The organism is Dysosmobacter welbionis (genome assembly GCF_005121165.3).
Classification (GTDB): domain Bacteria; phylum Bacillota; class Clostridia; order Oscillospirales; family Oscillospiraceae; genus Oscillibacter; species Oscillibacter welbionis.
The window spans coordinates 1,923,357-1,947,626 of record NZ_CP034413.3; the positions used below are offsets into that span (position 1 = coordinate 1,923,357).

The window sequence follows — 24,270 nt, forward strand, 5'->3', positions numbered from 1 at the left end:
TCACGCTCCCTTCCCGCCGGGACGGTTCTCCTCGCCCCAGATGCACATAGCGTCCAAAATGGGGATGAGGGACCGCCCCCGCTCCGAAAGGCTGTACTCCACCTTGGGCGGAATCTGGGGATACTCCTCCCGCTGCACCAGGCCGGCCGCCTCCAGCTCCTTCAGGGAGAGACTCAGCGTCTTGTGGGAGATGGTCCCCAGGCGCCGCTTCAGCTCATTGTACCGCAGAACGCTGTACTCCGCCAGCCAGTAGAGAATAATCATCTTGTACTTACCGCTCACCAGGGACATGGTGTAGCCGAAGCCCGTCTCTTCAATCCCGGTGCCCGCCGTGATGCATGGCTCCATTTTATGCTCTCCTTTTGGTTAGTATCTTACACCGATGTGCGTACTTTACAAACAGAGAATATCATAGGATACTGGGGACATCAAGAAAAAAGGAGCGATTCTGATGTCAAAGCAGATTCTGATTCTCAACGGCAGCCCCCGCATCCACGGAAACACTGCGGCGCTGATCGACGCGTTTACTGCCGGAGCGGAGGCGGCGGGCCACACCATCGCCCGGTTCGATCTGGCCGCTCTGGACATCCACGGCTGCCGGGGCTGCCTGGGCGGCGGAAGGGATCCCCGGCACCCCTGTGTCCAGCGGGACGGCATGGACGCCGTGTATCCGGCCTACATGGCCGCGGATGTGGTGGTGCTGGCCTCGCCCATGTATTACTGGAGCATCTCCGGACAACTGAAATGCGCCTTTGACCGGCTGTTCGCGGTGGCGGAACTGGGCCCCGATCTGGCAAATCCGGTCAAGGACGCGGTGCTTCTGATGGCGGCGGAAGGCGACACGGAGGAGAATTTCGCCCCGGTGCGGGCCTATTACAAGGCGCTGCTGGACTGCCTGGGCTGGAAGGATGCGGGCATTGTATACGCCGGCGGAAACATGGCCGTCGGGGATATCCAGGCCCATCCGGAGCAGCTGGAGGCCGCCCGGCAGCTGGGCGCGGCGCTGTAACCGCCCCGCAGTTGTCCTGACGAGAACGAGGACGGGCGCTGGGGCCTCCTTGTGTTTTCGGGTACGCGGTGATATAATGCAGCCATCAAAACCAAATGCCGTTGGAAATCATGATGCCGCCCGCCGGTTCTGCTTTCACGACTGACAGCCGCGCCGAACGAGCCGCAAAGATACAGAAAAGGAGGAATACAGCATGAAAGCGCACGTTTTTGCGCTCTGTCTGTCGCTGTCCCTGTGCCTAGGGTTGCCCCTGCCCGCGTTGGCCTTTGCCAGCCCCTTCACTGATGTGCAGGAGACCTCCCCCTACTATGATGCCATTTTATGGGCCGCAGAAACCGGCGTCACCAACGGCACCACAGCGTCCACCTTCTCCCCCGATGCGCCCTGTACCCGGGCCCAGCTGGCCGTGTTCCTATGGCGGGCGGCCGGCGAGCCGAAACCCGCGCTGGCAGAACAGCAGTTCATGGATGTGACGGATCCCAGCGCCTACTACTACGGAGCCGTCCAGTGGGCTGCAGAGAAGGATATGTGGGGATTCGGGACCTTTGCGCCCCATGCGGTGTGTACCCGGCTGGACGCGGTATTCTTCCTGTGGCGCGCCGCCGGCAGCCCGGATATGGAAGGAGAATTTCCCTTTGCCGACGTCCCCTTCGGGGACGGAGACGGACACGGACAGCCCCTCTACTGGTACGCTGACCAGGCGGTGTTGTGGGCGGTGGAGAACGGTGTCGCCAGCGGTACCACGGAGACCACATTCTCCCCGGACACTCCCTGTACCCGGGGTCAGATCGCCACATTCCTGTATCGGGCCGCTCAGGCAGAGACTTCCGCGAAGTAGGGAACGATGAACTGCAGGCAACGAAAAAAAGGCGGCGGCTGCCAGAGGCAGCCGCCGTCTTTCGTCCAAAGCGTCCGGGTACATGATGCGCCCGGACGCTTCCAGTTGACAGGGAATGGAACAGGATGGAGACCTCGTTATTTGATCCGCTCGCCGGCGGCTTCCTTGGCCTTGATCTCCTTCACAGCATCCTTGTGAGAGAGGTTGACACGGCCCTTCTCGTCAATGTCGGTGACCTTCACCCACATCATGTCGCCCACCTTGCAGGCGTCCTCCACCTTCTCGATCCGGTGGTCCGCCAGCTTGGAGATGTGGACCAGTCCGTCCTTGCCGGGGGCCAGCTCCACGAAGGCGCCAAAGGTCATCAGCCGCACCACGCGGCCGTAGTACAGCGCGCCCACCTCCGGGACGAACACAATGTCATCAATGCACTTCTTGGCGGCGTCGCAGCTGGCGGCGTCCACGCCGGCGATGAAGATGGAGCCGTCGTCGTTGATGTCGATCTTGGCGCCGGTGTCGGCCACGATCTTCTGGATGACCTTGCCGCCGGAGCCGATGACCTCCCGGATCTTGGAGGGGTCGATGTGCATGGTCAGCATCTTGGGCGCGTACTTGCTGACCTCCTTGCGGGGCTCGGAGATGGCGGGCAGCATGATCTGATCCAGGATCTCGCACCGGGCGTCATAGGTGATGTCCAGGGCCTCCTTGATGATCTCCATGGTGAGGCCGTCGTTCTTCAGGTCCATCTGGATGGCGGTGATGCCCTTCTTGGTACCGCCCACCTTGAAGTCCATCTCGCCGTGGAAATCCTCCACGCCCTGGATGTCGATGAAGGTGGTGAAGGAGCCGTCGTCGTCCTGGATCAGGCCGCAGGAGATGCCGGCCACAGGGGCCTTGATGGGCACGCCGGCGTCCATCAGGGCCAGGGTGGAGCCGCAGATGGAGCCCTGGGAGGTGGAGCCGTTGGAGCTCAACACCTCAGACACCACGCGGATGGCGTAGGGGAACTCCTCCACAGAGGGGAGCACGGGCACCAGAGCCCGCTCCGCCAGAGCACCGTGGCCGATCTCCCGGCGGCCGGGGGAACGGGCGGGCTTGGCCTCGCCTACGGAGTAGCCGGGGAAGTTGTAGTGGTGCATATACCGCTTCTCCGTCTCCTCCCAGATGGTGTCCAGCTTCTGGTTGGCGGAGAGGGTGTCCAGGGTGCAGACGGAAAGCACCTGGGTCTGGCCACGGGTGAAGAGGCCGGAGCCGTGGGTCCGGGGCAGCACGCCCACCTCGGCGGCCAGGGGCCGGATCTCGTTCTTCTGGCGGCCGTCCACGCGGTGGCCCTCCAGAAGCCACTGCTTGACGATCTTCTTCTGGAACTTGTAGGTGAACTCCTCCAGGTACTGGTCCATATCCGGATATTCCTCCAGATACTTCTCGTGCCACTTCTCGATCATGGCGTTCCAGCGGGCCTCCCGGATGTTCTTGTCGTCGGTGTCCATGGCGGCCTTGGCCTCGTCCATGAAGTCCGCCACGATCTTGTCGAACAGCTCCTGGTTGAAATCCGCGTGAGGATACTCAAACTTGGGCTTGCCCACCTCGGAGACCATCTGATCGATCAGGGCGATGATCTTCTGGTTCTCCTCATGGGCCATCTTGATGGCCTCGAACATCTTGTCGTTGGGGACCTCGTTGGCGCCGGCCTCGATCATGACCACCTTTTTGCGGGTGGAGACCACGGTGACGTCCAGGTCGCTGACCTTGCGCTGCTCGCTGTCGGGGTTGAACACCAGCTTGCCGTCCACAAGGCCCACCTTCAGGGCGCCCACGGGGCCGTTCCAGGGGATGTCGGAGATGGCCAGGGCGGCGGAGGTGCCGATCAGGGCGGCGATCTCTGGCGTGCAGTCGTGGTCCACGCTCATGACCGTGCACATGACGGACACGTCATTGCGGAAGTCGGAGGGGAACAGGGGCCGGATGGGCCGGTCGATGACACGGCTGGTTAGGATGCCCTTCTCGCCGGGGCGGCCCTCCCGCCGGTTGAAGGAACCGGGGATGCGGCCCACGGAGTACAGCTTCTCCTCAAAATCTACGCTCAGGGGGAAGAAGTCGATGCCGTCCCGGGGGCGGGGCGCCGCAGTGACGCAGCAGAGCACCCGGGTGTCGCCGTAGCCCACCATGACGGCGGCGTTGGCCAGCTCCGCCAGCTTGCCCACCTCCATGGTCAGGGGGCGGCCCGCCAGCTCCATCTCGTACTTGTGGTAGTTGGGGAATTGTCTCTTGGTGATAATGGTTGACATGTCTGGTCTCCTTTTTCGTATGATCTCCGCGGGAGCCAAACCATTTAGCACTTGAAGCAACGGCCGGATCCCCGGTCCCTCCTTCAACTGCTAAAAGATCGGCCTGCCCGCGGGCGTTGAAAGAATGCGGGAAGAGGGTGGTGCGGCAAAGGCGCACCACCCTCCACATTGACTCACTTCCGGATGCCCAGCTTGGCGATGAGGGCACGATAGCGCTCGATGTCCTTCTTCTGGAGGTAGTCCAGCAGACGGCGGCGCTTGCCGACCATCTGCAGCAGGCCGCGGTTGGAATGCTTGTCCTGGGGGTTGTTCCGCATGTGCTCGGTCAGCACGTTGATCCGCTCGGTGAGGATGGCCACCTGGACCTCGGGAGAGCCGGTGTCCCCCTCGTGGGTGCGGTTGGCGTCGATGATCGCGGTCTTCTGTTCTTTGCGCAGCATGAAAATTTCCACCTTTCTTCATATATACCCGCAGGGCTGCGCCCCGGGATCGGTGAAAGTCCACGGAGCGAAGGGCTGGGGCCGCACATACACGTGCTGTTGCATGATACCACAGAAATTCCCAGTTGTAAAGATAAAAATGTGGAGTTTTCCCCGGATCGGCGGAAAATTCCCCGTTTTTGTCCCCCGAATGGGCTTGACAAACCGCTTCTTCTCATGATAATCTAACCGTACTAATACGGTTAATACAGTTGCAGGGGCTGCACCGCGGCCCCGCGGAAGGGAAGGTGAGCGGATGATCAGCCTGAATTATCGGGACTCCCGGCCCATTTACGAGCAGATCCGGGACGGACTGCGGAAGCTGATCGTCACCGGTGCGCTGAGCGCGGACGAAAAGCTGCCCTCAGTGCGGGCGCTGGCCGCCCAGCTGGCCATCAATCCCAATACCATCCAGCGAGCTTATAACGAGCTGGAGGGCGAGGGATACATCTACTCGGTCCCCGGCAAGGGAAGCTTCGCCGCCGCGAACGCGGCGGCGGACTCCGCCCGGCGGGCGGAGCTGCTGACCCAGGTGCGGGAGCTCCTCTCCGAGCTGCGGTATCTAGGGGTAAGCCAGCAGGAGCTGCTGAATCTGGTGAAGGAGGCGAGTCCGTCATGATCGAAGTGAATGGCCTGGTGAAGCGGTTCGACGGCTTCGCAGCCCTGGACGGCGCCGCGCTGTCGGTGCCGGCGGGCAGCGTCTACGGCCTGGTGGGTCCCAACGGCGCCGGTAAGTCCACCCTGATCCGCCACCTGACGGGCATCTTCCGCCAGGACGCGGGCACGGTGCGCATCGGCGGCGAGGATGTGTGGGAGAACGCCGCCCTGAAGGCGCGGATCGCCGCCATCCCTGACGACTGGTACTACTTCCTTCAGTCCTCCATTCGGGATATGATGCGCTTTTACCGCGGATTTTATCCCGCTTTTTCCATGGAGCGGTATGAAAAGCTGAAGGAGGTCTTTCAGCTGGATGAAAAACGGCCTATCCGCCGCCTCAGCAAGGGTATGCAGAAGCAGGCGGCCTTCTGGCTGGCCCTGTGCTGCATGCCGGACTACCTGATCCTGGATGAGCCGGTGGACGGTCTGGACCCGGTGATGCGCCGGCAGGTGTGGTCTCTGGTGCTGGCGGATGTGGCCCAGCGAGGCACCACGGTGCTGGTTTCTTCCCACAACCTGCGGGAGCTGGAGGACGTCTGCGACCACGTGGGCATCATGGACCACGGCCGCGTGCTGCTGGAGCGGTCCCTGGCCCAGCTGCAGGACAACATGGTAAAGCTGCAGGTGGTGTTCCCCGACGGGATGACGGAGGTGCCGTCGGACCTGCCGGTGCTCCACGCCAGCCAAATCGGCCGCATCCATACCTTCATCATGCGGATGAGCGCCCAGGAGGCAGAGGACCGTCTGGCGGCGTACAGTCCCCTGCTGGTGGACGCAGTGCCCCTGACCCTGGAGGAGATCTTTATTTATGAGCTGGGAGGTGCGGACTATGCAGTCAAAGACATCGTACTTTAACGCCACGCTGTTCCGCAAGAACCTGACCCGGTTCTGGCCGCTGTGGGGCCTGGCGTCCTTTATCGGCGCTCTGTTCCCTCTGGCGGTGCTGCTGGATATGGTGCACCGGGGCTGGAACGTCCTCTCCGCACCGGACTTCACCGGTATGTACTATGATGCGGTGAGCGCCGTGCCCGTCATCAATCTGGTCTACGCCGCCCTCTGTGCCATGGCGGTGTGGAGCTATCTATACAACGCCCGCAGCGTGGGGCTGATGCACACCCTGCCTATCCGGCGGGAAGGGCTGTTCCTCACCAACTTCCTCTCCGGCCTCTCCATGACCCTGATTCCCTACGCGGTCACCGGGGTCCTGTGCGTCGTGGTCTCCCTGTGCGGCGGGGCCTTTGACGCCAAGGGGCTGGCCGTCACCGTCCTGGCAGTGCTGGGTGAGAGCTTCTTCTACTTCTCCAGCGCCACCTTCGTGGCCTTCATCACCGGCAACGCCTTTACCATGCCGCCGCTGTACGCCCTGCTCCACTTCCTGGCGGTGCTGCTGGACTGGCTGATCTCCTCCTTCGCCCAAGGGTTCATCTTCGGCTTTTCCACTTATTACACCGGGGTGGTGGAATGGCTCTCCCCCACCGTGTATCTGGTCAACAACGTCCGGTGCGCCCGGCAGTATGTGGAGGTCCAGCAGACGTTCCCCGATGGAACGCCTTACACCTCCCGCCTTTTGACCTCCGCAGACCTGGAGAGCTTCTGGCTGATCGGCGTCTACGCCCTGGTAGGACTGGCGCTGGCTGCCCTGGCCCTCATCCTCTACCGCAGGCGCCGCAGTGAGACCGCCGGCGACGTGGTGGCCGTGGGCTGGCTGCGGCCGGTGTTCCGGTACGGTGTGGCAGGGCTCTGTGCCCTGCTGGGCGGCCAGTTCCTCTACTCCCTGTTCTGGTATGGCTTCCAGCAGGGGGAATACTACGACACGCTGCCCATGGTGGTCTGCCTGCTGGCGGCAGGGGCCATCGGGTATTACGGCGCCTCCATGCTGCTGGCCAAGGCCTTCAAGGTGTTCCGGGGCAGCTGGAAGGGCCTGGGCATTGTGCTGGCGGGCTGTGCCCTGGTCTGCTGTGTGCTGCATTTCGACCTGCTGGGTGTGGCGGACCGGGTGCCGGAGGCCTCCCAGATCCAGACCCTGGAGATCCGGATTGCCGACAACACCTACACGCTCACGCCGGAGAAGGACGCGGACCTGCTGGAGCAGGTCAGGGCCCTCCATCAAACGGTGGTTGCCGACGAATCCTATGTTCGGGAGATGGAGGCCCGCAGATCTTCCACCTGGTCTGAGGATGAGACCCCCAACACGGCATACACCGGCCTGAATCTCACCTATACTCTGAAAAGCGGCACCCGGATAGACCGCTGGTACTCCCTGCTCATTACCCGGGACCGACTGGCCCAGCCAGAGACCTATGATTATCTGCTGGACCAGTTCGTGAACAGCGATACTGTAAAAGCCCGGCGCCTCCATCTGGATGACGATTTCTGGACGGTGAGCGGCGGCAGCCTGTACATTGACACTCGTGGCGAGGGCTACGAACTGGGCAGCCGGGAGGGTGACGCCATTCTCAAGGCAGTGGGCCGGGATCTGACCGCCGGGAACTGGGGGGATTACGACTGGTTCTCCGGCGACAGCGGCAGCAGCTATGCCATGGACCTGGGGCTGGACTTTGAAAGTGCAGACAAGGAGCGTTACGACTGGATCTCTGTCCATGTGACCCCTGCCATGACGGAGACGGTGGACTGCCTGGAGCGCCTCGGCCTGGTGACGAGGGCAGATCTCGTCACCTACCGGCAGCTGTATCCGGAGGACTATGGGGCGGACGGCTCCTCCATCTGGCAGGAGGTTCCGCACACGGGTGAGAATGCGGTGGTCTACACGGAGGACACCACTTCCGCCATGGTCTCCCCGGCATGAGGGGGGCAAGAACGCGGCGGCGCCGGAATCCCCGTTTTGCCGCTTTATGCCTGCTGCTGATCTTTGCCGCTGTGGGCGCCGCCGTCTGGCTGTGGGCCGGCCGGGGCCTTCCGGGAGAGGGCGTGGAGGTGCCGGACTATGTGCAGGCGGACCTCCTCACCGTGAACCCCTGGTCCCGGCCCGGCACGCCCCTGGAGAAGATCGATGGGATTGTGATCCACTACGTGGGCAACCCCGGCACCACGGCGAAGGCCAACCGGAACTACTTTGAATCCCTGTCCTCTGGGGAGACGGAGACATACGCCTCCAGCCACTTCATCGTGGGGCTGGAGGGTGAGGTCATCCAGTGCATTCCCCTGACGGAGATCGCCTACGCCTCCAATATCCGCAACGAGGACACCGTGGCCATCGAGGTCTGCCACCCGGACGAGACCGGGGCATTCTCCCCGGCCGCCTACCAGCAGGTGGTGGAGCTGACGGCCTGGCTGTGCCGGACCTTCGATCTGGATCCGGACACTGATGTGATCCGCCACTACGACGTGACGGAGAAGCTGTGTCCCCTCTATTATGTGGAGCATCCGGATGCCTGGGATGCCTTCCGGGCAGACGTTGCAGCAGAGATGGAGCGCCAGACCGAAGTCTCCTGACACGGAGCTTCAAAAATTTTTTGGTCCTCCGTGAAACAAAACGGCATTCTTGATCGTCTTATAAAGCAGAGGGAGATTTTACATCAAAGGGGGCCTTTTTCCATGGAGCAAAATCCGGCTGCCGCCACGCTCTGGCGCATGTGGGTGGATACCAAGCGGCGCATTGTCTCCTTCCACGAGGAGAAGGACTGCCAGCTGCTGGAGTTCCGCAGCCACGAGATGTTTTTGAGCTGCGTGGACCAATACGCCTGCAAGCAATACCGTTATCAATGACCCTGCGGGGCCTTTTCGTCCATATCCCGGCGGCTTCAGCCGCCTAAGGAGGCTTTTTGATCCATGTGGCAAAAACGCGGGCCAGCACTGCTGTGTCTCCTGCTGGCCACCGCACTGACGGTCTTTGCCGCCGCCCGCTCCCCCGCCGCTCCGCCCGGCGAAGTCCCTCCTCCGCAGACGCTGGAGGAGGAATCCCTGCTCTATGAAGAGACGCCGGTCCAGATTATCTCCCTGTTGGACCTGGAGCCGGTGGATACCCGGGCGTCTGCCAATCCCGTCCGGGTGGGGGGCGGCACCCTGGACCCTGTGGACCAGGCGGAGATGGCATCCGTTCTGGCGGAATGTACATTAAAAGACAACACCATCGTCAGGCTCTACGTTACAGCGGAGGGCCTGATCGATGGCGCTTTTTTGCGCCCTGGCGCCGGGTGGATCCGATTTGCCCGCCTGTACCGCGGCGCGGACCAGGGCCCCAATTACGCGGAAACCGCCGCCCTTACCGCCTGCTCCGGTATTCTGGGGCACGATGGCTTTCTGCTGCGGACCGACGGGCACTGCTCCGGCGTTTACTCCTATGATTACTACTGGTTCGACACTGCCGGGGACTTGCAGGTCCTCACCGCCAGGATGGACCCGGTGGCCCTGGACCTGGACGGGGACGGAACGGCGGAACTGGTCTGGGAGATCGCCGAGTGGCAGGGCGCGTTTTCCTTTTACTTCCGGCGGACAGACGGCGCCATCTGTTGTGTGACGCCGTCCGAATACATCGACGCATCGGGCCTGTTCCTGGCTGCGGTGGAGCAGGAGGGGCCCGGCCCGGTCCGGCTGATCTACCGCTATCACGGCACGGACGAGGATCAGGAACAGTTCTGCGCCGTGACGTTTCGGGACGGTGCCCTGGAGATTGAGATGGACCTTGTCTATGTCCCGGCCTCGCTGGAAGACACAGTCCCCCTTTCAGATCCCACAGCTGGCGGGGCCGCCCTGCCCCATGTGTCCATTACCGGCCCCGACGGCTGGACCATGGACGGTGCCGGGGAGGCGGCCTATCTGGATCTCTGGTCCCTTCTCTGGAACAGCCCATATCCCTCCTCGAAGGGGGCGGTGATCGTCCCCACCGATGCGCCGCTGGATGCGGAGACCACCTATACCGTCACCTTCTCCGATCCGCAGGCCGGGAACTCCTTTTCCTGGTCCCTGGACGCCGAGGGCATCTGCCGCCTGGACGGCATAGAGGGCAACTGCCGGATGGTGTCCACCGGTGTCGGCTCCCTGCCCGCATACTGTCACGATGTGCTGGAGCTCTACTGCCGGGCCAGCCGCACCGCCCGGAACTATGACGCGCAGGGCCGATGGCTGGGATGGGATTTGGTCCCGGATACGGTCGCCCCGGGCTAAAACGGGTATCTTTTGCAAAAACCGCCTTGACAAACGGCGAAAATGTGATACGATAGTCCGGTAAATGGAACATTCCGGCGTGGAAAAGGACGAGTAACCGGCATCCCTCCTGCAAAGAGAGCCGCCGTTTGGTGCAAGGCGGACGGGAGCTGCGGCGAAAATCACCTTGGAGCCTCCTGCTGAAAGACGACGCGAGTAAGCGTGGACGATTGATGCCCGTTACAGCATCGGCCCGTGGCAGCGGGCTGTGAGGGGCTGTTTCCCGCAAGGGCGCAGCAGCGAGAGTGGTACCGCAGAGTGTTTGCAAACGCTTTGTCTCTTGAAAAAGAGGCAAGGCGTTTTTGTTTTCTGAAGGGATGTGTATTCTGGTGAAATGCCCAAACTGCGGAAAGGAAATGGAAGAGGGAACTCTGCACACCCGGAATTACCCTTTCTGGACGCAGCAGGAGCTCCGATTCTTTCGGGCCCCCACAGACACCGTGGAGCTGGGCCCCATTGGCGATGACACCACCAGCGTGTTTACACGGGATCCGTTCCCGGAATTTCCCCATGCCATGCTCTGCCGGGAATGCGGCCTTGTCACCTTCCCGTGCAGCTTGATTGAAACCTCCAAAAAAGATAGCAAATAGGAGCTGGAACAGGAGGAGCTTTATGAAGTGTCCGTATTGTCAGCAGCAAATGCAGGAGGGCTTTCTCAGCAGCCGCTCCCCCGTTTTCTGGTCAGAGGAGGTGTCAGGCCTTCCCCTTCCCGCCAGGAAGGGAGATTTGCTTCTGGGTGGAAAGCTGGGGCTGGTTGTCCGCCCCCGGGCTTACCTCTGCCGGAGCTGTAAAACCGTCATTACCCAATATCAATAAAAATTCAGCAAACAGAATGGAAATAGGAGGAAAGATATGGACTACAACAAGACCATCAATCTGCCCAAGACCGACTTCCCCATGCGGGCGGGCCTGCCCAAGCGGGAGCCGGAGATGCTCAAGCGCTGGCAGGAGCAGGACGTGTACAACGAGCTGCTGAAGAAGAACGAGGGCAAGCCCCTCTTCAATCTCCACGACGGCCCGCCCTTTTCCAACGGCGGCATCCACATGGGCACCGCCATGAACAAGGCCCTCAAGGATATCATCACCCGATCCTACGCCATGCGGGGCTACTACACCCCCTATATCCCCGGCTGGGACAACCACGGTATGCCCATCGAGTCCGCCATTATCAAGCAGAACAAGCTGAACCACAAGGCTATGAGCATTCCGGACTTCCGCTCCGCCTGCCATGACTTTGCCCAGCATTATGTGGGCGTGCAGATGGACGCCTTCAAGCGCATGGGCGTCATCGGCGACTGGGAGCACCCCTACCTCACCATGAACCCCGGCTTTGAGGCTGAGGAGGTGAAGGTGTTCGGTGCCATGTACAAGAAGGGCTATATCTACAAGGATTTCAAGCCCGTCTACTGGTGCCCCCACGACGAGACCGCCCTGGCGGAGGCGGAGATCGAGTATCAGGACGACCCTTGCACCACTGTGTATGTGAAGTTCCCCATGCACGACGATTGCGGAAAGCTTTCCGGTTATGACAAGCTGTTCTTCGTGATCTGGACCACCACCATCTGGACCCTGCCGGGCAACCTGGCCATCGCCCTGCATCCCGACGAGTCCTACGCTGTGGTGAAGGCCCCCAACGGCGAGGCCTATATCATGGCCGAGGCTTTGGTGGAGAAGGTCATGCACTTGGGCGGCTTCGACACCTGGGAGGTGGCGGAGACCCATCCCGGCGCCTTCTTTGAGAACATGCTGGCGGACCACCCCTTCCTGCCCAAGACCTCCCGCCTGCTGCTGGCGGATTACGTCACCATGGACTCCGGCACCGGCTGCGTCCACACGGCCCCCGGCTTCGGCGCGGATGACTACGAGACCTGCAAGCGCTACGGCGTGGAGATGGTAGTTCCCGTGGACGACCAGGGCCGCCACACGGAGTACGCCGGCAAGTACGCCGGTATGAAGACCGATGAGTCCAACCCCGTCATCCTGGCGGACATGAAGGAGAGCGGCATGCTCTTCGCCAGCGAGGACATCATCCACAGCTATCCCCACTGCTGGCGCTGCAAGGGCCCCATCATCTTCCGGGCCACGCCCCAGTGGTTCTGCTCCGTGGAGTCCTTCAAGGAACAGGCCGTCGCCGCGTGCGACGATGTGCGCTGGGTGCCCGGCTGGGGCATTGACCGGATGAAGTCCATGATCCGAGAGCGCAACGATTGGTGCATCTCCCGCCAGCGCAAGTGGGGCCTGCCCATTCCCGTGTTCTACTGCAAGGACTGCGGCAAGCCCATCTGCACCGATGAGACCATCGACGCCATCTCCAAGCTCTTCGCCGCCGAAGGCTCCAACGCCTGGTTCGCCAAGGAGGCGGAGGAGATCCTGCCGGAGGGCTTCGCCTGCCCCCACTGCGGTGCCAAAGCCGGCTTCACCAAGGAGACCGATACCCTGGACGGCTGGTTCGACTCCGGTTCCTCCCACTTCGCCGCCATGAAGAAGGACCAGGGCTTCTGGCCCGCCACCATGTATCTGGAGGGCCTGGACCAGTACCGCGGCTGGTTCCAGTCGGCGCTGCTGACCGCCGTGGGCGCCTTCGGCCAGGGCGCGCCCTTCAAGGAGTGCGTCACCCACGGCTGGACCGTGGACGGCGAGGGCAGAGCCATGCACAAGTCCCTGGGCAATGGCATGGACCCGGCAGAGATCATCAACCAGTATGGCGCGGACCTGCTGCGCCTGTGGGCCGCCAGCGCCGACTACCACGCCGACGTCCGCTGCTCTCACGAGATCTTCAAGCAGCTCAGCCAGAACTACCTCAAGTTCCGCAACACCGCCCGGTACTGCCTGGGCAATCTGGACGGCTTTGACGCCGACCAGCTGACGGCGCCCGCGGAGATGGAGGAACTGGACCGCTGGGCCGTCACCCGCCTGAACGCCCTGATGGAGAAGTGCGCCAAGGCGTACAACGACTATGAGTTCCTGGTGGTCACCCACGCGGTGAACGACTTCTGCGTGGTGGACATGTCCAACTTCTATCTGGACATCATCAAGGACCGTCTGTACTGCGAGGAAAAGGACGGCGCCAAGCGCCGCAGCGCCCAGACCGCCCTGTTCCTGATTCTGGACACCATGACCAAGCTGATGGCCCCCATCCTGTGCTTCACCTGCGATGAGATCTGGCTCTCTATGCCCCACCGCAGCGGCGACGATGGTCGGAACGTGGTGTTCAACGACATGAACAAGCCCTTCACCGACTACGCCCTGGATGAGACCGCCATGGAGAAGTGGTCCGCCGTGGAAAAGCTGCGCGACGACGTGAACGCCGTGCTGGAGGCCGCCCGGGCCGAGAAGAAAATCGGCAAGGCCCTGGAGGCCCACGTGGCCCTCCACGCTGGGGACGACGCGGCGTCTGCCGCCCTGGTGCAGGTGATGGGCCTGAACCTGGCAGAGCTCTTCATCGTCTCCGACTGCCAGGTCTCCAGTGCGGAGCCCGATGCCGCCTCCACTGTGGGCCAGGGTGCCAACTTCCCCGGCCTCACCGTGGAAGTCAGCGAGGCCAGAGGCGACAAGTGCGAGCGGTGCTGGATGCACAGCCCCACTGTGGGCGCCGACGCGGATCACCCCACCCTCTGCGCCCGCTGCGCCGCCGTGGTGCGGAAACTCCCCCAGTTCTGACCATCCGAAAACAGCAGTCAAAAAGGTCCCGGCCATTGGCCGGGACCTTTTTCCATGTCGATTCAATTCCCCCGGGCACGTTCCTTTTTCAGCTTCCGGATATCCTCTCCCGCAAAGGGCAGCAGGGTATATTCCCCTTCAATCCGGGAGGCGATCTGGGGCGTGTACCGCCGGGCCAGCTCTCCCGGCGTCAGGTTTGTGCTGATGATGGTGGAGCGGCGCTCCATCTGGCGGGTGTTGACAATCTGGTACAGGGCGCTCTGAACGAAGGATGTGGTCATCTCGGATCCCAGATCGTCCAGAATCAGCAGATCGCAGTTCAGCACCCGCTCCACGTGGTCGTCGGCCTCCTCTTCCCGGGTGAACTTCTGCTGCTCGAATTGTGCAAAGATGTGGCCCGCGGTGTCATAAACCACCGAATGCCCCTTCTCGCTGACCTCCCGGGCAATGGCGGCGGAGAGGTGGGTCTTTCCCAGTCCGGGTGCGCCGAAGAGCAGGAGGTTCGCCGGGCGCTTGCCGAACTGGTGGGCAAAATCCGCGCAGATGTCGTAGATCATCTCCATGTGCTGCCGGACGGTGATGCCGATGTTCGGGTCATAGCGGTCCGGGTACCAGTCTGTGGAGAAGGTGTCAAAGCTCTGGTGCCCCAGGTCCAGCATCCGGGACAGCTCCTTCTGCTGCTCCCGGGCGTAATAGCCCCGCAGGCAGCGGCACACCCGGCCGTTGCGGTAGCCCGTGTCCCCGCAGAGGGCGCAGGCGGGCGTCTCCTCCAGAGCATCCTCCGGCAGGCCCATCTTCTGCAGAAGCTCCCGCTTCTCTGCCTGGAGGCTCAGATTTTCATCCCGCAGCACTGCCACCGCGGACCGGGGGTCCGTGCCGTGGCGGAGCGCACTGGTGATGATGCGGCTCATGGTGGAGCGAAGCTCCCCGTCGATCTCCCGCAGGCGGGGCTGGCGGGCAAAAATCCGTTCCCGCCGCTCCTGATACTGGGCCTGCCGCCTCTGGCGGTCCTCCTCGAACCGCTGGAGGGCCAAGCGCATCACCTTTCCGTCATACGCCACCGCTCATCACCTCCTGTTCCGATGCAGCTCCTGCATATATCTGCGCATCTCCGTCTCCGTGTCCCTGGGGGACTGCTGGTCCCCCCTGCGGGCCGCCGGGCGGTCCCCCGCCTGAATCTCCTCCACCGTGTGGAGGCCCGCCTCGTTCCACTTCTTCAAAATGCCGTTGCAATAGGCCCACTTCAGCTCATGGCACTTCAGCACCGTTTTGTCATAGGCCAGGGCCACGGCCTCCGGGCCAAAGCCCATCTCCTGCCAGGCGAGGATGTACTTCTCCTCCGAAGGCGCGGGGGCCGGTCCCCCAGCTGCAGCGCCTTCATATACTGGGGCAGGACCCCCTGGCGCTGGGCATAGGTCCGGAGATAGGCATCCGCCGCCGCCTGGGTGTCGATCCCCATGCGGGCCCAGGCGTAGCCCTCCTTTTCGATCTGCTTCATGCCGGGGCGGCGGCCCTCGCCGAATCGGCGCTGCACCCGCTCTACACAGTGGCACACCAGCAGATAGACCACGCCTTCCGGCAGGCCCAGATAGTCCGTCAGTCCCAGCAGGATCCCCACGTCCGGGGTGGTCAGCTTTTTGCCCAGCTTCACCTCCACCTGCCGGGTGAGGGCCTGGAACGCCTTGCTGTGCTCCAGCCGCTCCGCCACGTCGGCGCGCTGATAGACGGGCCGCTCCTCCGCCGGGGCGGGCGGCGTCTCCGCGGGGGCCACCAGGCCCAGCTCCCGCAGGGCGGTCTCCGCCGCCTCGATGCGGCCGCGGTCCCACCGCAGCTCCCCGGCCAGGGACCGGGGCGGTACCGTGCCCTGCCGCCGCAGCAGCGCCAGATACAGCAGCGCCGCATCCCCGTCGCCCCGGTCCAGCAGCCGCTTCACCGTGGCCGCGGACAGGGTGACGCTCTCATCCCCGGTATGTACCAGACAGCTGGGCATCCTCCGCTCCTCCCCTCTTTTTGAACTTCCCCTATTCTACACGATTTTCCCCGGCAGGACAAGCCCCGGCGGAAAAAGTCCGCACCTGCCCCAGCTTCTGGCGGAAATGTGAATTTTTTTAAAACCTCCCGTTTTTCTGTGGCGCTGTCTTTTTTCCTATGATATACTATAATTTATGATAATGGGCGGCATCTGCCCTGCCGCTGATCAATCTACCGACGAGGGGGAAGTTGTTTATGGCAAATCGCGTGGTCATCAACATCTGCGGGGAGGAGCTCACCTTCATTGCGGAGGAGTCCTCTTCTTACATGCAGCGGGTGGGCGCCTACGTCAATGATAAAATGGCGGAGGTCCTGGACAGCTCCAAAGTGGGCCGCACGGATGCCGCCGTCCTCACCGCCGTCAACATTGCCGACGAGCTCTTCAAGGCCCAGGCCGCGGCGGAGCAGCTCCGGGGCCAGATCAAGGGGTATCTGGACGAGGCCGGCAGGGCCCAGAGCGAGGCCAGCGAGCTGAAGCGGGAGGTCTTCCGCCTCCAGCAGAAGCTGGACGCCCAGGCCCGGAAGGACCGGGGATGAGGCCGGAGCTGCTGGCCCCCGCCGGTTCGCCGGAGGCTCTGCGGGCGGCGGTCCAGAACGGCGCGGACGCGGTGTACCTGGGCTGGGGCGCCTTCAACGCCCGTAGGGGCGCGAAAAATTTTTCTGATGAGGAGTTCGCCGCCGCCCTGGCCTACTGCCACGAGCGGGGGGTCCGGGTCTTTCTGACGCTGAACACCCTGGTGACGGACCGGGAGCTGCCCCAGGCGCTGGAGACAGCCGTTCAGGCCGGCCGCCTGGGGGTGGACGCGGTGCTGGTGCAGGACTGGGGGCTGTTCGGCCTGCTGCGCCGGACGCTGCCGGATCTGCCCCTCCACGCCAGCACCCAGATGAGCCTGTTCACCTCCGGCGGTGCCCGGGAGATCGCCGCCGACGGCTGCGAGCGGGTGGTCATTGCCCGGGAGTGTTCGGCGGAGGACACCCGTACGATCTGTGAAAACTGCCCTGTGGAAGTGGAGGTCTTTGCCCACGGGGCGCTGTGCATGTGCTACTCCGGCCAGTGCGGGATGAGCGCCCTGATCGGGGGCCGCTCCGGAAACCGGGGCCGCTGCGCCCAGCCCTGCCGCCTGCCCTACGGGGTTAACGCCCCCGCCAAAAAGGCATATCCCCTGAGCCTGAAAGACAGCTGTCTGGCCGGACGGCTGGAGGAGATGGGGGCCATGGGCGTATCCTGCGTGAAGCTGGAGGGCCGCATGAAGCGGCCGGAGTATGTGGCCGTCATCACCCGCATCTACGCCCGCCTGCTGGAGGAGGGCCGTGGTCCCACCGCCGACGAGCGGGCGGAGCTGGAGCAGGCCTTCTCCCGGTCCGGCTTCACCGACTGGTACTGGCAGGGCAAACACGGCGCTGCCATGTTCGGGACCCGTCCGGAGAACGCTCCGGACCCCAAGGACCTCTTTGAGGAGGCCCGCCGGGCCTATGAACGGGACAGCCTGCGGACGGTGCCGGTGGATCTCTCCTGCTCCGTTTCCGCGGGGGTGCCCTGCACCCTGACTGTGTCGGACCGGGACGGCCACAGCGTCACGGTCACCGGCCCGGTGCCGGAGGCCGCCCGGACCCGGGCCCTGGATGGACTGGAGCTGGAAGCCCGCCTCCGCAAGACCGGCGGCACCGCCTACCGCTGCGACACCGTGGTCACCCTGGTAGATGAGGGGCTGTCCCTCTCCGCCAGTGCCGTCAATGCCCTGCGGCGGGATGCGCTGGCGGCTCTCACCGCCGCCCGCACTGCGCCGCCCAAGCGCCGGGAGCTGCCGGTGCCGCCCCTGCCGGAGGCCGACTGCACAGCGGAGGCGCCCCGGCTCACCATTTCCGTGACCCGGCTGGAGCAGCTCTCCCCCGCCCTGCTGGAGCTGGGCTGCCCGGCCCGGGTCTATATCCCGCTGGAAGAGGTCTCCCGGCTGGAATCTCTCCCGGGAGAAGGCCCGGAGTGGTGCGCCGTTCTGCCCCGGGTCTGGCGGGACCGGGACGAGCCTGCGCTCCGCACCTTGCTGGAGCGGGCCCGGGCTCTGGGCTTTACCGGTGTTCTGATCGGAAATCTGGGCCATCTGCCCCTGGTGCGGGGCCTGGACTTCCATCTCTACGGCGATTACGGCCTGAATGTGTTCAATTCCCGGTCCCTGGCCTATCTGAAGGACAAGGAGCTGGAGAGCGCCTGCGTGTCCTTTGAGCTGCGGTTCGCCCAGATCCGGGATCTGAAAAAGGTGCTGCGGGCGGAGGCCATTGTCTACGGCCGCCTGCCCCTGATGATTACGGAGAACTGCCTGGTGCAGAACGAGACCGGCTGCCGCCTGGACCGGCAGGGCCTTTGTGTCCCGGAGGACGGCCCCTGCCGCTGCGGCCAGCCCAATGTTCTGGTCGACCGCACCGGCGCCGCTTTTCCCCTGCTACCCGCCTACGGCCACCGGACGGAAATCCAGAACAGCAAGCCGCTGTATCTGGCGGACCGGCCGGAGCACCGCAGGCTGGGACTGGCCTATGCCCGTCTCCGCTTCACCACGGAGACAGCGGAGGAGTGCGTGTCCGTCGTGCAAAACTATCTGGATGCCGCGCCCGCCGCGGGGGATTTCACCCGGGGGCTTTACGAACGGGGAGTTGAATAATCAAATGGCAGCCTGTATAGATACCCGCTGGTTTTGGACCCTTTTGATCCTTACCCTCTGCGGAGAGTTTCTGCTTCCCTGCCTGCTGGCCCGGAAGGATCCAGCCTATCGGCCTGGAACCATGGCGGTCAGCGTTCTGGGCAGAAGGGGCGGTCCCGTGGCCCGTGTCTACCGCCTGTGGCTGGCGTGGCTGGGGATATGGCTTTTGACCACTGCCGCCGTCTACGCCGTCGGCGCGGCGCCGGCCTCCCGGTGGCTGGCGGCGGGATTGGCCGTGTCCCTGGGCGGCTTCGCCCTGGGCGCCGGTATCCTGGCTGCCCTGTTTCCCACCGGGCTCACCAAAGATCTGTCGGATCGCTCTGCCCTGATCCACGGCATTGCCTCTGCCCTGGGCTTTTTCGCCCTGCTGTTCCTACCCCTCTGGCGGGCGCTGCTGGCGCTGGAGACAGACTCCCCGGTTATGGCGTGGGCCTGCTTTGCCGCCCTGGGGCTGGCGCTGGTATTCTTCACGCTGTTTGTCCTCTCGGACAAAGACCGCTTCCAGGGCACGGCTGTGGCCCGTGAGGGTCTTTGGGAACAGCTCTGCCTGGCGGCCATGTATGTTCCCTTGTTGCTGGATGCAATCGTCCACCTGATTTCCGCCCCCTGAGCTGTACAGCCCTCCGCACGGAACCTTACACTGATAAAAGCAGGGATGCATCTGTCCGCCCATCAGCGGGACTTGTCTCCTGCATCCAATGGGGTTAACCGCCTGAAAGCATCATATTTCCTATACAATTCATAAATTTTATTCTATATTATACAAACCGTATTTATTTTGGAGTTTGACATGGAAGAGATCAAGGTAAAATATTTCACAGATGACATCGACGAGCTGTGCTACGTGGAGGGCAAGTCCGACTGGATCGACCTACATGCGGCGGAAACCGTGACTATGAAGGCCGGGGAGTTCCGGCTGATCCCCTTGGGGGTGGCCATCGCCCTGCCGGAGGGGTATGAAGCCCACATCGTCCCCCGCAGCTCCACCTTTAAGAATTACGGCATTCTGCAGACCAACTCCATGGGCGTGGTAGACTACACCTACCGGGGCGACGGTGACCAGTGGCGGATGCCCGCCTACGCCACCCGGGATGTGACCATTGAGAAAAACGCCCGGATCTGCCAGTTCCGCATCATGAAAAACCAGCCCCGGCTGACCTTCACCAAAGTGGAGCATCTGGACGGCCCCGACCGGGGCGGCTTCGGCTCCACCGGAAAGTGAGGGCGCGGCCATGGCAAAGATCGTACTGGCCTCCGGCTCTCCCCGGCGGCAGGAGCTGCTCCAGCGCATCGGCATCACGGACTTCGACATCCGGGTCCCCCGGACGGAGGAAACCTATCCCGCCGGCCTCTCCCCCCGGGAGACGGTGGAGTACATCTCCCGGGAGAAGTCCGACGCGGCCGCCGCTCTCTGCACACCGGAGGAAATCATCATCACTGCCGACACCATGGTGTTTCTGGACGACCAGCGTCTCGGCAAGCCTGTGGACGAGGCGGACGCCCTGCGGATGCTGACGGCCCTCCAGGGCCGCCGCCACACGGTATGCACCGGCGTCACCGTCCGCCGGGGCGGCGAGATCCTGACGGAGAGCGCGTCCACCGACGTGTATTTCCGCCCTGCCGCGGAGGCGGAGCTCTGGGGCTACATCCGCACCGGCGAGCCCATGGACAAGGCCGGGGCCTACGGCGTCCAGGGGCTGGGTGCCCTTCTGGTGGAGCGGCTGGACGGTGACTTTTTCAACGTGATGGGTCTGCCGGTCCTGCGCTTGAGCCGGATGCTGGAGCGGTTCGGCGTCCATTTCTTCTGCTGACCAACGATCAGGAGGGTTTCCTTTGAAGAAATTTTTTCGGGAACACGGCATCTGGGTCCTGTTCGCCACGGCGGTGATCGCCGTGAGCCTGTCCCTCATGTCCTTTTTCTCCAACACCTCCTCTCCCCTGTCCAATCTGGCGGGGATCATCGCCTCCCCCTTCCGGTCGGCCTACACCGCTGTAACAGGCTGGATCACAGACAAGCAGAACTACTATCAGGACGTCACCGCCCTGGAGGAGGAGAACGCCGCCCTGCGGCGGGAAAACGCCATCCTCAAGGCCCAGAACCGCCTGGCTCAGACCAACAATGAGGAAAACGCCCGCCTGCGGGATCTGCTGAACCTGCGGCCCCAGAACTATGACCTGGAGCTGGAGACGGCCTCCGTCACGGAGCGCACGGTCACCAACTGGACCTCCTCCCTGACACTGAACATCGGCACGGATCACGGTGTCGAAGTGAACGACTGCGTCATCGACGAGACGTATGCCCTGGTGGGTGTGGTCAGCGAAGTGGGACTCAACTGGTGCACGGTCCTCACCATCGTGGACACGGACACCTCCCTGGGCGCCCAGGTGTTCCGCACCAAGGACCTGGGGCTGGCGGTGGGCGACTTCTCCCTGATGCGGGAGAACCGCCTGCGGCTGGACTATCTGCCCGCGGACTGTCAGCTGCTGGGCGGCGATCTGGTGGTCACCTCCGGCCTGGGCGGGTATTATCCCTCCGGCCTCTCTGTCGGCACAGTGGAGGAGGTGCAGCTCAGCGACTCCGGCGCCGCCTCCTACGCGGTGCTGGAACCCGCCGCCGACTTTGACAGTCTGGTGGAGGTCTTCGTCATCAAATCCTTTGACATCCAGACCTGATGGGACGGATGTCCCCACCTGTTCGGAAAGGAGGCTCCGGCATTGCTGGCGCGGAATGAGACCATTTTCAAATGGGCCCTGTATGCCGGGGCCACGGCAGTGTTCTTCCTGCTCCAGGGGGCGGTGCTCCAGCGGATCACCCTCTGGGGCGTCATTCCCTTTGTGTTCCCCATCCTGGTGGCGGTCCTGGGTATGTATGAGGGTCCCCTCCCCGCCTCCGTCTACGCCCTGACGGTGGGAGTGCTGTGCGACCTGCTGCTGCCGGCGTCCATCCCCTGCTTTTACACCCTGATCTTTCCCGCGGCGGGGCTATGCGCGGCGCTGATCTCCCAGAGCCTGCTGCCGGCAGGCTTTCTCTGTGGGGTGGTCACCTCCGTGCTCTCCTTCCTCCTTACAGACGCCTTTCACTGTATCGTGCTGTGGGCTGGGGGGAAAGCCGCCTGGGCTGCGGGGGCCCAAGTCTTCCTGCGGGAGGTCTGCGTCTCCATCCTGCTGGTGGTCCCGGTGGTGCTGCTGTTCTCTGCCGTGTTCCGCCGCACCCACCTGGACGACTGAGAAGGAGGCTGTCTATGGACCATAAGGAAGCCCATCATCTGCGCCTGTATGTTCTGGCAGCCCTGTTTTTCATTGTGGCTGCGGTCTACATCGGGGTCCTGTACGATACGCAGGTGAACAATTACGACTATTACTACGCCAGCTCCGTCCGCAGCATCGCCCGGTCGGAGACCGTGGAGGCCGCCCGGGGCAACATCACCGACCGAAACGGCAAGGTGCTGGTGTCCAGCCGCTCCTCCTACAACCTGACCTTTGACGCCTCCCTGCTGGAGAAGGACGAAGATGCCAACGAGTCCCTCCTGCGGCTGCTGCAGTTGTGTCAGAGCCGGGGGATCAACTGGGTGGATTCTCTGCCCATCTCCCGCTCCGCCCCCTTCGCCTACACCATCGACTCCCTGGACAGCGCCGCCAGGAGCCGCTTTCTCACCTATCTGAAGGATCTGGACGAGGCCGCGAACGCCCTGGCCGCCTATCTGCTGGAGCATCCTGCCCTGCTGGAGACCACGGACGAGGAGGGCAACAGGGAAAACCCCGCCGACGACATCCTGGCGGATGAGGAGCTGGATCAGGCCAGCAAGGCCCAGGCCCTGCTGGAGGAGCTGACCTCCAGTCAGCTGACCGGCGCCATGCTGGAAGGGTCCGGTCTCTCCGCCACGCGGCTGATCGCCCTGATGCGGAAGGATTTCGGCCTCTCCGCCTCTTTTTCCGTGGAGGAGGCCCGGCTGGTGCTGGGCGTCCAGTACGAGATCCGCAGCCGAAATCTCGCCAGGACGGACCCCTATGTGCTGGCGGAGGACATCGACGCGGAGCTGATCTCCCTGCTGAACGACGGCGACTACGCCGGAGCCAAGATCACCCCCTCCTCCGTGCGGGAGTACGAGACGACCTACGGGGCGCATATCCTGGGGTATCTCGGAAAAATCAACGACAGTGCGGAAAAGGAGGCCCTGGGCGAGGGATATAACTGGAACGACTATGTGGGCAAGGACGGCGTGGAGGCGGCCTTTGAATCCCATCTCAAGGGCACCGACGGCACCCGGGTGGTCTCCCTGAACGAGGACGGCAAGATCACCGGCGAGTATTACTCCAAGGAGCCGGTGCCCGGCAACACCGTGGAGCTGACCATCGACCTGGACCTCCAGCAGGCGGCGGAGGACGCCCTGGCCGCCACCATCACCCGGATGACCGGGGAGGATGGGGATGAGACCCGGGGCGGCGCCGTGGCGGTGGTACAGGTGGGCACGGGGGAAGTTCTGGCCCTGGCCTCTTATCCCACCTATGATCTCTCCACATTCCGACAGAGCAGCATCTACGCGGCTCTCTACAATGACCCTGCCCGCCCCTTCACAAACCGCGCCACCAACGGGACGTACGTCCCCGGCTCCACCATCAAGCCCCTGACGGCCGTGGCCGCGCTGGAGAAGGGGATCATTACTCCCACCCAGGAGATCTACTCTCCCAGCCGGTGGGTCTATCCCAACGACCCCACCCACAGCGGCGCCAACTGCGCCGGCGGCAACCACGGTCTCATCAATGTGACGGAGGCCATCACCAAGTCCTGCAACTACTTCTTCGCGGAGATGGGATACCGAATGGGCATGGACACCTTCCGGGAGTATCTGCAGGCCTTCGGCCTGGGAGAGCACACCGGCATTGAGATTGGTGATTACGCCGGTACCTTGCCCAGCAATGAGGCGGGCCACGACCAGACCCCCTGGGCCACCTTCGGCCAGGCCAACCAGCTCTACTCACCCCTCCAGCTTGCCAACTACATCGCCACACTGGCCTCCGGCGGACAGCACTGCAAGGCCCACCTGCTGAAGGCCGTGAAATCCTATGACAATACGGAGGTCCTGGCTGTGGGCGACACGGCGCCCACCAACGTGGTCTCCATGCAGGATTCCACGCTAGAGGCGGTGAAAAAGGGCATGCTGGGCTACACCCAGCCCGGCGGCTCTGTTTACAATGCCTTCCGGAACTGCGTGGTCACTGCCGGCGCCAAGACCGGCACCTCCGAGCTGGGCGGCAACCAGACCGAAAACGGCGTCTTCGTCTGCTTCGCCCCTTATGACGATCCGGAGATCGCCGTGGCCATCGTCATTGAGCACGCCACCTGGGGCTCCAATCTGGCCACCACGGGCGTGGATATTCTCAACGCTTACTTTACCGCCGACGAGACCGGCAGTGCCGTCACCGGCGAAAACCAACTGCTTCCGTAAGGAGA

The 24,270-nt window shown here is 63.3% G+C and carries 25 protein-coding genes and 1 other annotated feature; of the genes, 19 read left to right on the forward strand and 6 right to left on the reverse strand.

All coding sequences use genetic code 11. The features are described 5' to 3' along the window. Positions 1-348, reverse strand: coding sequence for a winged helix-turn-helix transcriptional regulator (locus EIO64_RS10320; RefSeq protein ID WP_136891303.1), 348 nt, complete (start codon positions 346-348; stop codon positions 1-3). A 103-nt stretch (positions 349-451) separates the two neighbouring features. On the opposite strand from EIO64_RS10320, the gene EIO64_RS10325 reads away from it, so the two are divergent. Beyond that, positions 452-1,009, forward strand: coding sequence for a flavodoxin family protein (locus EIO64_RS10325; RefSeq protein WP_136891304.1), 558 nt, complete (start codon positions 452-454; stop codon positions 1,007-1,009). Between the two features lie 193 nt (positions 1,010-1,202). Beyond that, the gene (locus tag EIO64_RS10330) at positions 1,203-1,847 is read left to right on the forward strand and encodes an S-layer homology domain-containing protein (protein ID WP_136891305.1); all 645 of its coding nucleotides are present in this window, start codon (positions 1,203-1,205) and stop codon (positions 1,845-1,847) included. 137 nt (positions 1,848-1,984) lie between these two features. On the opposite strand, the gene EIO64_RS10335 is transcribed toward EIO64_RS10330, so the two are convergent. Together EIO64_RS10335 and rpsO are read right to left on the reverse strand one after the other, a co-directional pair. Then, complete coding sequence (locus EIO64_RS10335) at positions 1,985-4,135, reverse strand: polyribonucleotide nucleotidyltransferase (protein WP_119311849.1); 2,151 nt, start codon at positions 4,133-4,135, stop codon at positions 1,985-1,987. Positions 4,136-4,308: 173 nt separating this feature from the next. After that, positions 4,309-4,575, reverse strand: coding sequence for a 30S ribosomal protein S15 (gene rpsO / locus EIO64_RS10340; RefSeq protein WP_021750449.1), 267 nt, complete (start codon positions 4,573-4,575; stop codon positions 4,309-4,311). 295 nt (positions 4,576-4,870) lie between these two features. Here rpsO and EIO64_RS10345 point away from each other — a divergent pair, with 295 nt between their 5' ends. From EIO64_RS10345 to ileS, 9 genes are all read left to right on the forward strand, one after another. Beyond that, positions 4,871-5,233: a GntR family transcriptional regulator gene (locus tag EIO64_RS10345; protein WP_119311850.1), complete on the forward strand. Its 363-nt coding sequence runs from the start codon at positions 4,871-4,873 to the stop codon at positions 5,231-5,233. Next, positions 5,230-6,126 (forward strand): ABC transporter ATP-binding protein, encoded by an 897-nt coding sequence (locus tag EIO64_RS10350; protein WP_021750452.1) that lies wholly within the window; start codon positions 5,230-5,232, stop codon positions 6,124-6,126. The genes EIO64_RS10345 and EIO64_RS10350 overlap by 4 nt, the downstream gene beginning before the upstream one ends. After that, on the forward strand, positions 6,080-8,077 hold the full coding sequence (locus EIO64_RS10355; protein ID WP_119311851.1) for an ABC transporter permease: 1,998 nt from the start codon (positions 6,080-6,082) through the stop codon (positions 8,075-8,077). Before EIO64_RS10350 ends, EIO64_RS10355 begins: the two co-directional genes overlap by 47 nt. After that, positions 8,074-8,724: a peptidoglycan recognition protein family protein gene (locus EIO64_RS10360; RefSeq protein WP_021750454.1), complete on the forward strand. Its 651-nt coding sequence runs from the start codon at positions 8,074-8,076 to the stop codon at positions 8,722-8,724. Before EIO64_RS10355 ends, EIO64_RS10360 begins: the two co-directional genes overlap by 4 nt. Positions 8,725-8,826: 102 nt before the next feature. After that, positions 8,827-8,997 (forward strand): hypothetical protein, encoded by a 171-nt coding sequence (locus EIO64_RS10365; protein WP_170180091.1) that lies wholly within the window; start codon positions 8,827-8,829, stop codon positions 8,995-8,997. Positions 8,998-9,060: 63 nt separating this feature from the next. After that, entirely contained in the window at positions 9,061-10,395 is a 1,335-nt protein-coding gene (locus tag EIO64_RS10370) for a hypothetical protein (RefSeq protein ID WP_021750456.1), read from the forward strand. 71 nt (positions 10,396-10,466) lie between these two features. Beyond that, positions 10,467-10,718 (forward strand) — a binding site (T-box leader). A gap of 72 nt (positions 10,719-10,790) precedes the next feature. Beyond that, positions 10,791-11,024 carry a hypothetical protein gene (locus EIO64_RS10375; protein ID WP_021750457.1) on the forward strand — a complete coding sequence of 78 codons (234 nt, stop codon included), beginning with the start codon at positions 10,791-10,793 and terminating at the stop codon, positions 11,022-11,024. Between the two features lie 49 nt (positions 11,025-11,073). Further along, entirely contained in the window at positions 11,074-11,250 is a 177-nt protein-coding gene (locus EIO64_RS19230; protein ID WP_444880363.1) for a PF20097 family protein, read from the forward strand. A gap of 36 nt (positions 11,251-11,286) precedes the next feature. Beyond that, a complete protein-coding gene (gene ileS, locus EIO64_RS10380) occupies positions 11,287-14,094 on the forward strand; it encodes an isoleucine--tRNA ligase (RefSeq protein ID WP_021750459.1) in 2,808 nt (935 codons plus the stop codon). Positions 14,095-14,156: 62 nt separating this feature from the next. Here the strand turns inward: ileS and EIO64_RS10385 are convergent, their stop codons facing one another. Genes EIO64_RS10385 through EIO64_RS10395 form a run of 3 tightly spaced genes read right to left on the reverse strand, consistent with a single transcriptional unit; the run spans position 14,157 to position 16,084 of the window. After that, complete coding sequence (locus EIO64_RS10385) at positions 14,157-15,155, reverse strand: ATP-binding protein (protein WP_119311853.1); 999 nt, start codon at positions 15,153-15,155, stop codon at positions 14,157-14,159. A 6-nt stretch (positions 15,156-15,161) separates the two neighbouring features. Next, positions 15,162-15,404 (reverse strand): DnaD domain protein, encoded by a 243-nt coding sequence (locus EIO64_RS10390; RefSeq protein ID WP_249390647.1) that lies wholly within the window; start codon positions 15,402-15,404, stop codon positions 15,162-15,164. Next, positions 15,353-16,084 carry a DnaD domain-containing protein gene (locus EIO64_RS10395; RefSeq protein WP_249390648.1) on the reverse strand — a complete coding sequence of 244 codons (732 nt, stop codon included), beginning with the start codon at positions 16,082-16,084 and terminating at the stop codon, positions 15,353-15,355. The genes EIO64_RS10390 and EIO64_RS10395 overlap by 52 nt, the downstream gene beginning before the upstream one ends. Positions 16,085-16,320: 236 nt before the next feature. On the opposite strand from EIO64_RS10395, the gene EIO64_RS10400 reads away from it, so the two are divergent. The 8 genes from EIO64_RS10400 (at position 16,321) to EIO64_RS10440 (ending at position 24,265) form a co-directional block, all read left to right on the forward strand. Then, positions 16,321-16,662, forward strand: coding sequence for a cell division protein ZapA (locus tag EIO64_RS10400; RefSeq protein ID WP_021751185.1), 342 nt, complete (start codon positions 16,321-16,323; stop codon positions 16,660-16,662). Further along, complete coding sequence (locus tag EIO64_RS10410; RefSeq protein WP_136891306.1) at positions 16,659-18,779, forward strand: U32 family peptidase; 2,121 nt, start codon at positions 16,659-16,661, stop codon at positions 18,777-18,779. Before EIO64_RS10400 ends, EIO64_RS10410 begins: the two co-directional genes overlap by 4 nt. Before the next feature lie 4 nt (positions 18,780-18,783). Continuing rightward, on the forward strand, positions 18,784-19,428 hold the full coding sequence (locus tag EIO64_RS10415) for a DUF998 domain-containing protein (protein WP_158629766.1): 645 nt from the start codon (positions 18,784-18,786) through the stop codon (positions 19,426-19,428). Positions 19,429-19,608: 180 nt separating this feature from the next. After that, entirely contained in the window at positions 19,609-20,040 is a 432-nt protein-coding gene (locus tag EIO64_RS10420; protein WP_021751182.1) for a dUTP diphosphatase, read from the forward strand. A gap of 10 nt (positions 20,041-20,050) precedes the next feature. Beyond that, positions 20,051-20,629 (forward strand): Maf family protein, encoded by a 579-nt coding sequence (locus EIO64_RS10425; protein ID WP_136891308.1) that lies wholly within the window; start codon positions 20,051-20,053, stop codon positions 20,627-20,629. Positions 20,630-20,651: 22 nt separating this feature from the next. Beyond that, positions 20,652-21,491 carry a rod shape-determining protein MreC gene (mreC, locus tag EIO64_RS10430; protein ID WP_021751180.1) on the forward strand — a complete coding sequence of 280 codons (840 nt, stop codon included), beginning with the start codon at positions 20,652-20,654 and terminating at the stop codon, positions 21,489-21,491. 42 nt (positions 21,492-21,533) lie between these two features. Beyond that, positions 21,534-22,046, forward strand: a complete 513-nt coding sequence (locus tag EIO64_RS10435) for a hypothetical protein (RefSeq protein WP_136891309.1) — start codon at positions 21,534-21,536, stop codon at positions 22,044-22,046. Positions 22,047-22,060: 14 nt separating this feature from the next. Further along, complete coding sequence (locus EIO64_RS10440) at positions 22,061-24,265, forward strand: penicillin-binding transpeptidase domain-containing protein (RefSeq protein ID WP_136891310.1); 2,205 nt, start codon at positions 22,061-22,063, stop codon at positions 24,263-24,265. Positions 24,266-24,270 lie beyond the last annotated feature (5 nt).

What these genes read in the sequence shown, in the direction of transcription:
- EIO64_RS10365 (WP_170180091.1), top strand. Translation starts at nt 8,827, where the DNA reads ATGGAGCAAAATCCGGCTGCCGCCACGCTCTGGCGCATGTGGGTGGAT.
- EIO64_RS10400 (WP_021751185.1), top strand. Translation starts at nt 16,321, where the DNA reads ATGGCAAATCGCGTGGTCATCAACATCTGCGGGGAGGAGCTCACCTTC.
- EIO64_RS10325 (WP_136891304.1), top strand. Translation starts at nt 452, where the DNA reads ATGTCAAAGCAGATTCTGATTCTCAACGGCAGCCCCCGCATCCACGGA.
- EIO64_RS10355 (WP_119311851.1), top strand. Translation starts at nt 6,080, where the DNA reads ATGAGCTGGGAGGTGCGGACTATGCAGTCAAAGACATCGTACTTTAAC.
- EIO64_RS10320 (WP_136891303.1), bottom strand. Translation starts at nt 348, where the DNA reads ATGGAGCCATGCATCACGGCGGGCACCGGGATTGAAGAGACGGGCTTC.
- EIO64_RS10330 (WP_136891305.1), top strand. Translation starts at nt 1,203, where the DNA reads ATGAAAGCGCACGTTTTTGCGCTCTGTCTGTCGCTGTCCCTGTGCCTA.
- EIO64_RS10390 (WP_249390647.1), bottom strand. Translation starts at nt 15,404, where the DNA reads ATGGGCTTTGGCCCGGAGGCCGTGGCCCTGGCCTATGACAAAACGGTG.
- rpsO (WP_021750449.1), bottom strand. Translation starts at nt 4,575, where the DNA reads ATGCTGCGCAAAGAACAGAAGACCGCGATCATCGACGCCAACCGCACC.
- EIO64_RS10345 (WP_119311850.1), top strand. Translation starts at nt 4,871, where the DNA reads ATGATCAGCCTGAATTATCGGGACTCCCGGCCCATTTACGAGCAGATC.
- ileS (WP_021750459.1), top strand. Translation starts at nt 11,287, where the DNA reads ATGGACTACAACAAGACCATCAATCTGCCCAAGACCGACTTCCCCATG.
- EIO64_RS10335 (WP_119311849.1), bottom strand. Translation starts at nt 4,135, where the DNA reads ATGTCAACCATTATCACCAAGAGACAATTCCCCAACTACCACAAGTAC.
- EIO64_RS10370 (WP_021750456.1), top strand. Translation starts at nt 9,061, where the DNA reads ATGTGGCAAAAACGCGGGCCAGCACTGCTGTGTCTCCTGCTGGCCACC.
- EIO64_RS19230 (WP_444880363.1), top strand. Translation starts at nt 11,074, where the DNA reads ATGCAGGAGGGCTTTCTCAGCAGCCGCTCCCCCGTTTTCTGGTCAGAG.
- EIO64_RS10415 (WP_158629766.1), top strand. Translation starts at nt 18,784, where the DNA reads ATGGCAGCCTGTATAGATACCCGCTGGTTTTGGACCCTTTTGATCCTT.
- EIO64_RS10395 (WP_249390648.1), bottom strand. Translation starts at nt 16,084, where the DNA reads ATGCCCAGCTGTCTGGTACATACCGGGGATGAGAGCGTCACCCTGTCC.
- EIO64_RS10440 (WP_136891310.1), top strand. Translation starts at nt 22,061, where the DNA reads ATGGACCATAAGGAAGCCCATCATCTGCGCCTGTATGTTCTGGCAGCC.
- EIO64_RS10420 (WP_021751182.1), top strand. Translation starts at nt 19,609, where the DNA reads ATGGAAGAGATCAAGGTAAAATATTTCACAGATGACATCGACGAGCTG.
- EIO64_RS10350 (WP_021750452.1), top strand. Translation starts at nt 5,230, where the DNA reads ATGATCGAAGTGAATGGCCTGGTGAAGCGGTTCGACGGCTTCGCAGCC.
- EIO64_RS10375 (WP_021750457.1), top strand. Translation starts at nt 10,791, where the DNA reads ATGGAAGAGGGAACTCTGCACACCCGGAATTACCCTTTCTGGACGCAG.
- EIO64_RS10425 (WP_136891308.1), top strand. Translation starts at nt 20,051, where the DNA reads ATGGCAAAGATCGTACTGGCCTCCGGCTCTCCCCGGCGGCAGGAGCTG.
- EIO64_RS10410 (WP_136891306.1), top strand. Translation starts at nt 16,659, where the DNA reads ATGAGGCCGGAGCTGCTGGCCCCCGCCGGTTCGCCGGAGGCTCTGCGG.
- EIO64_RS10360 (WP_021750454.1), top strand. Translation starts at nt 8,074, where the DNA reads ATGAGGGGGGCAAGAACGCGGCGGCGCCGGAATCCCCGTTTTGCCGCT.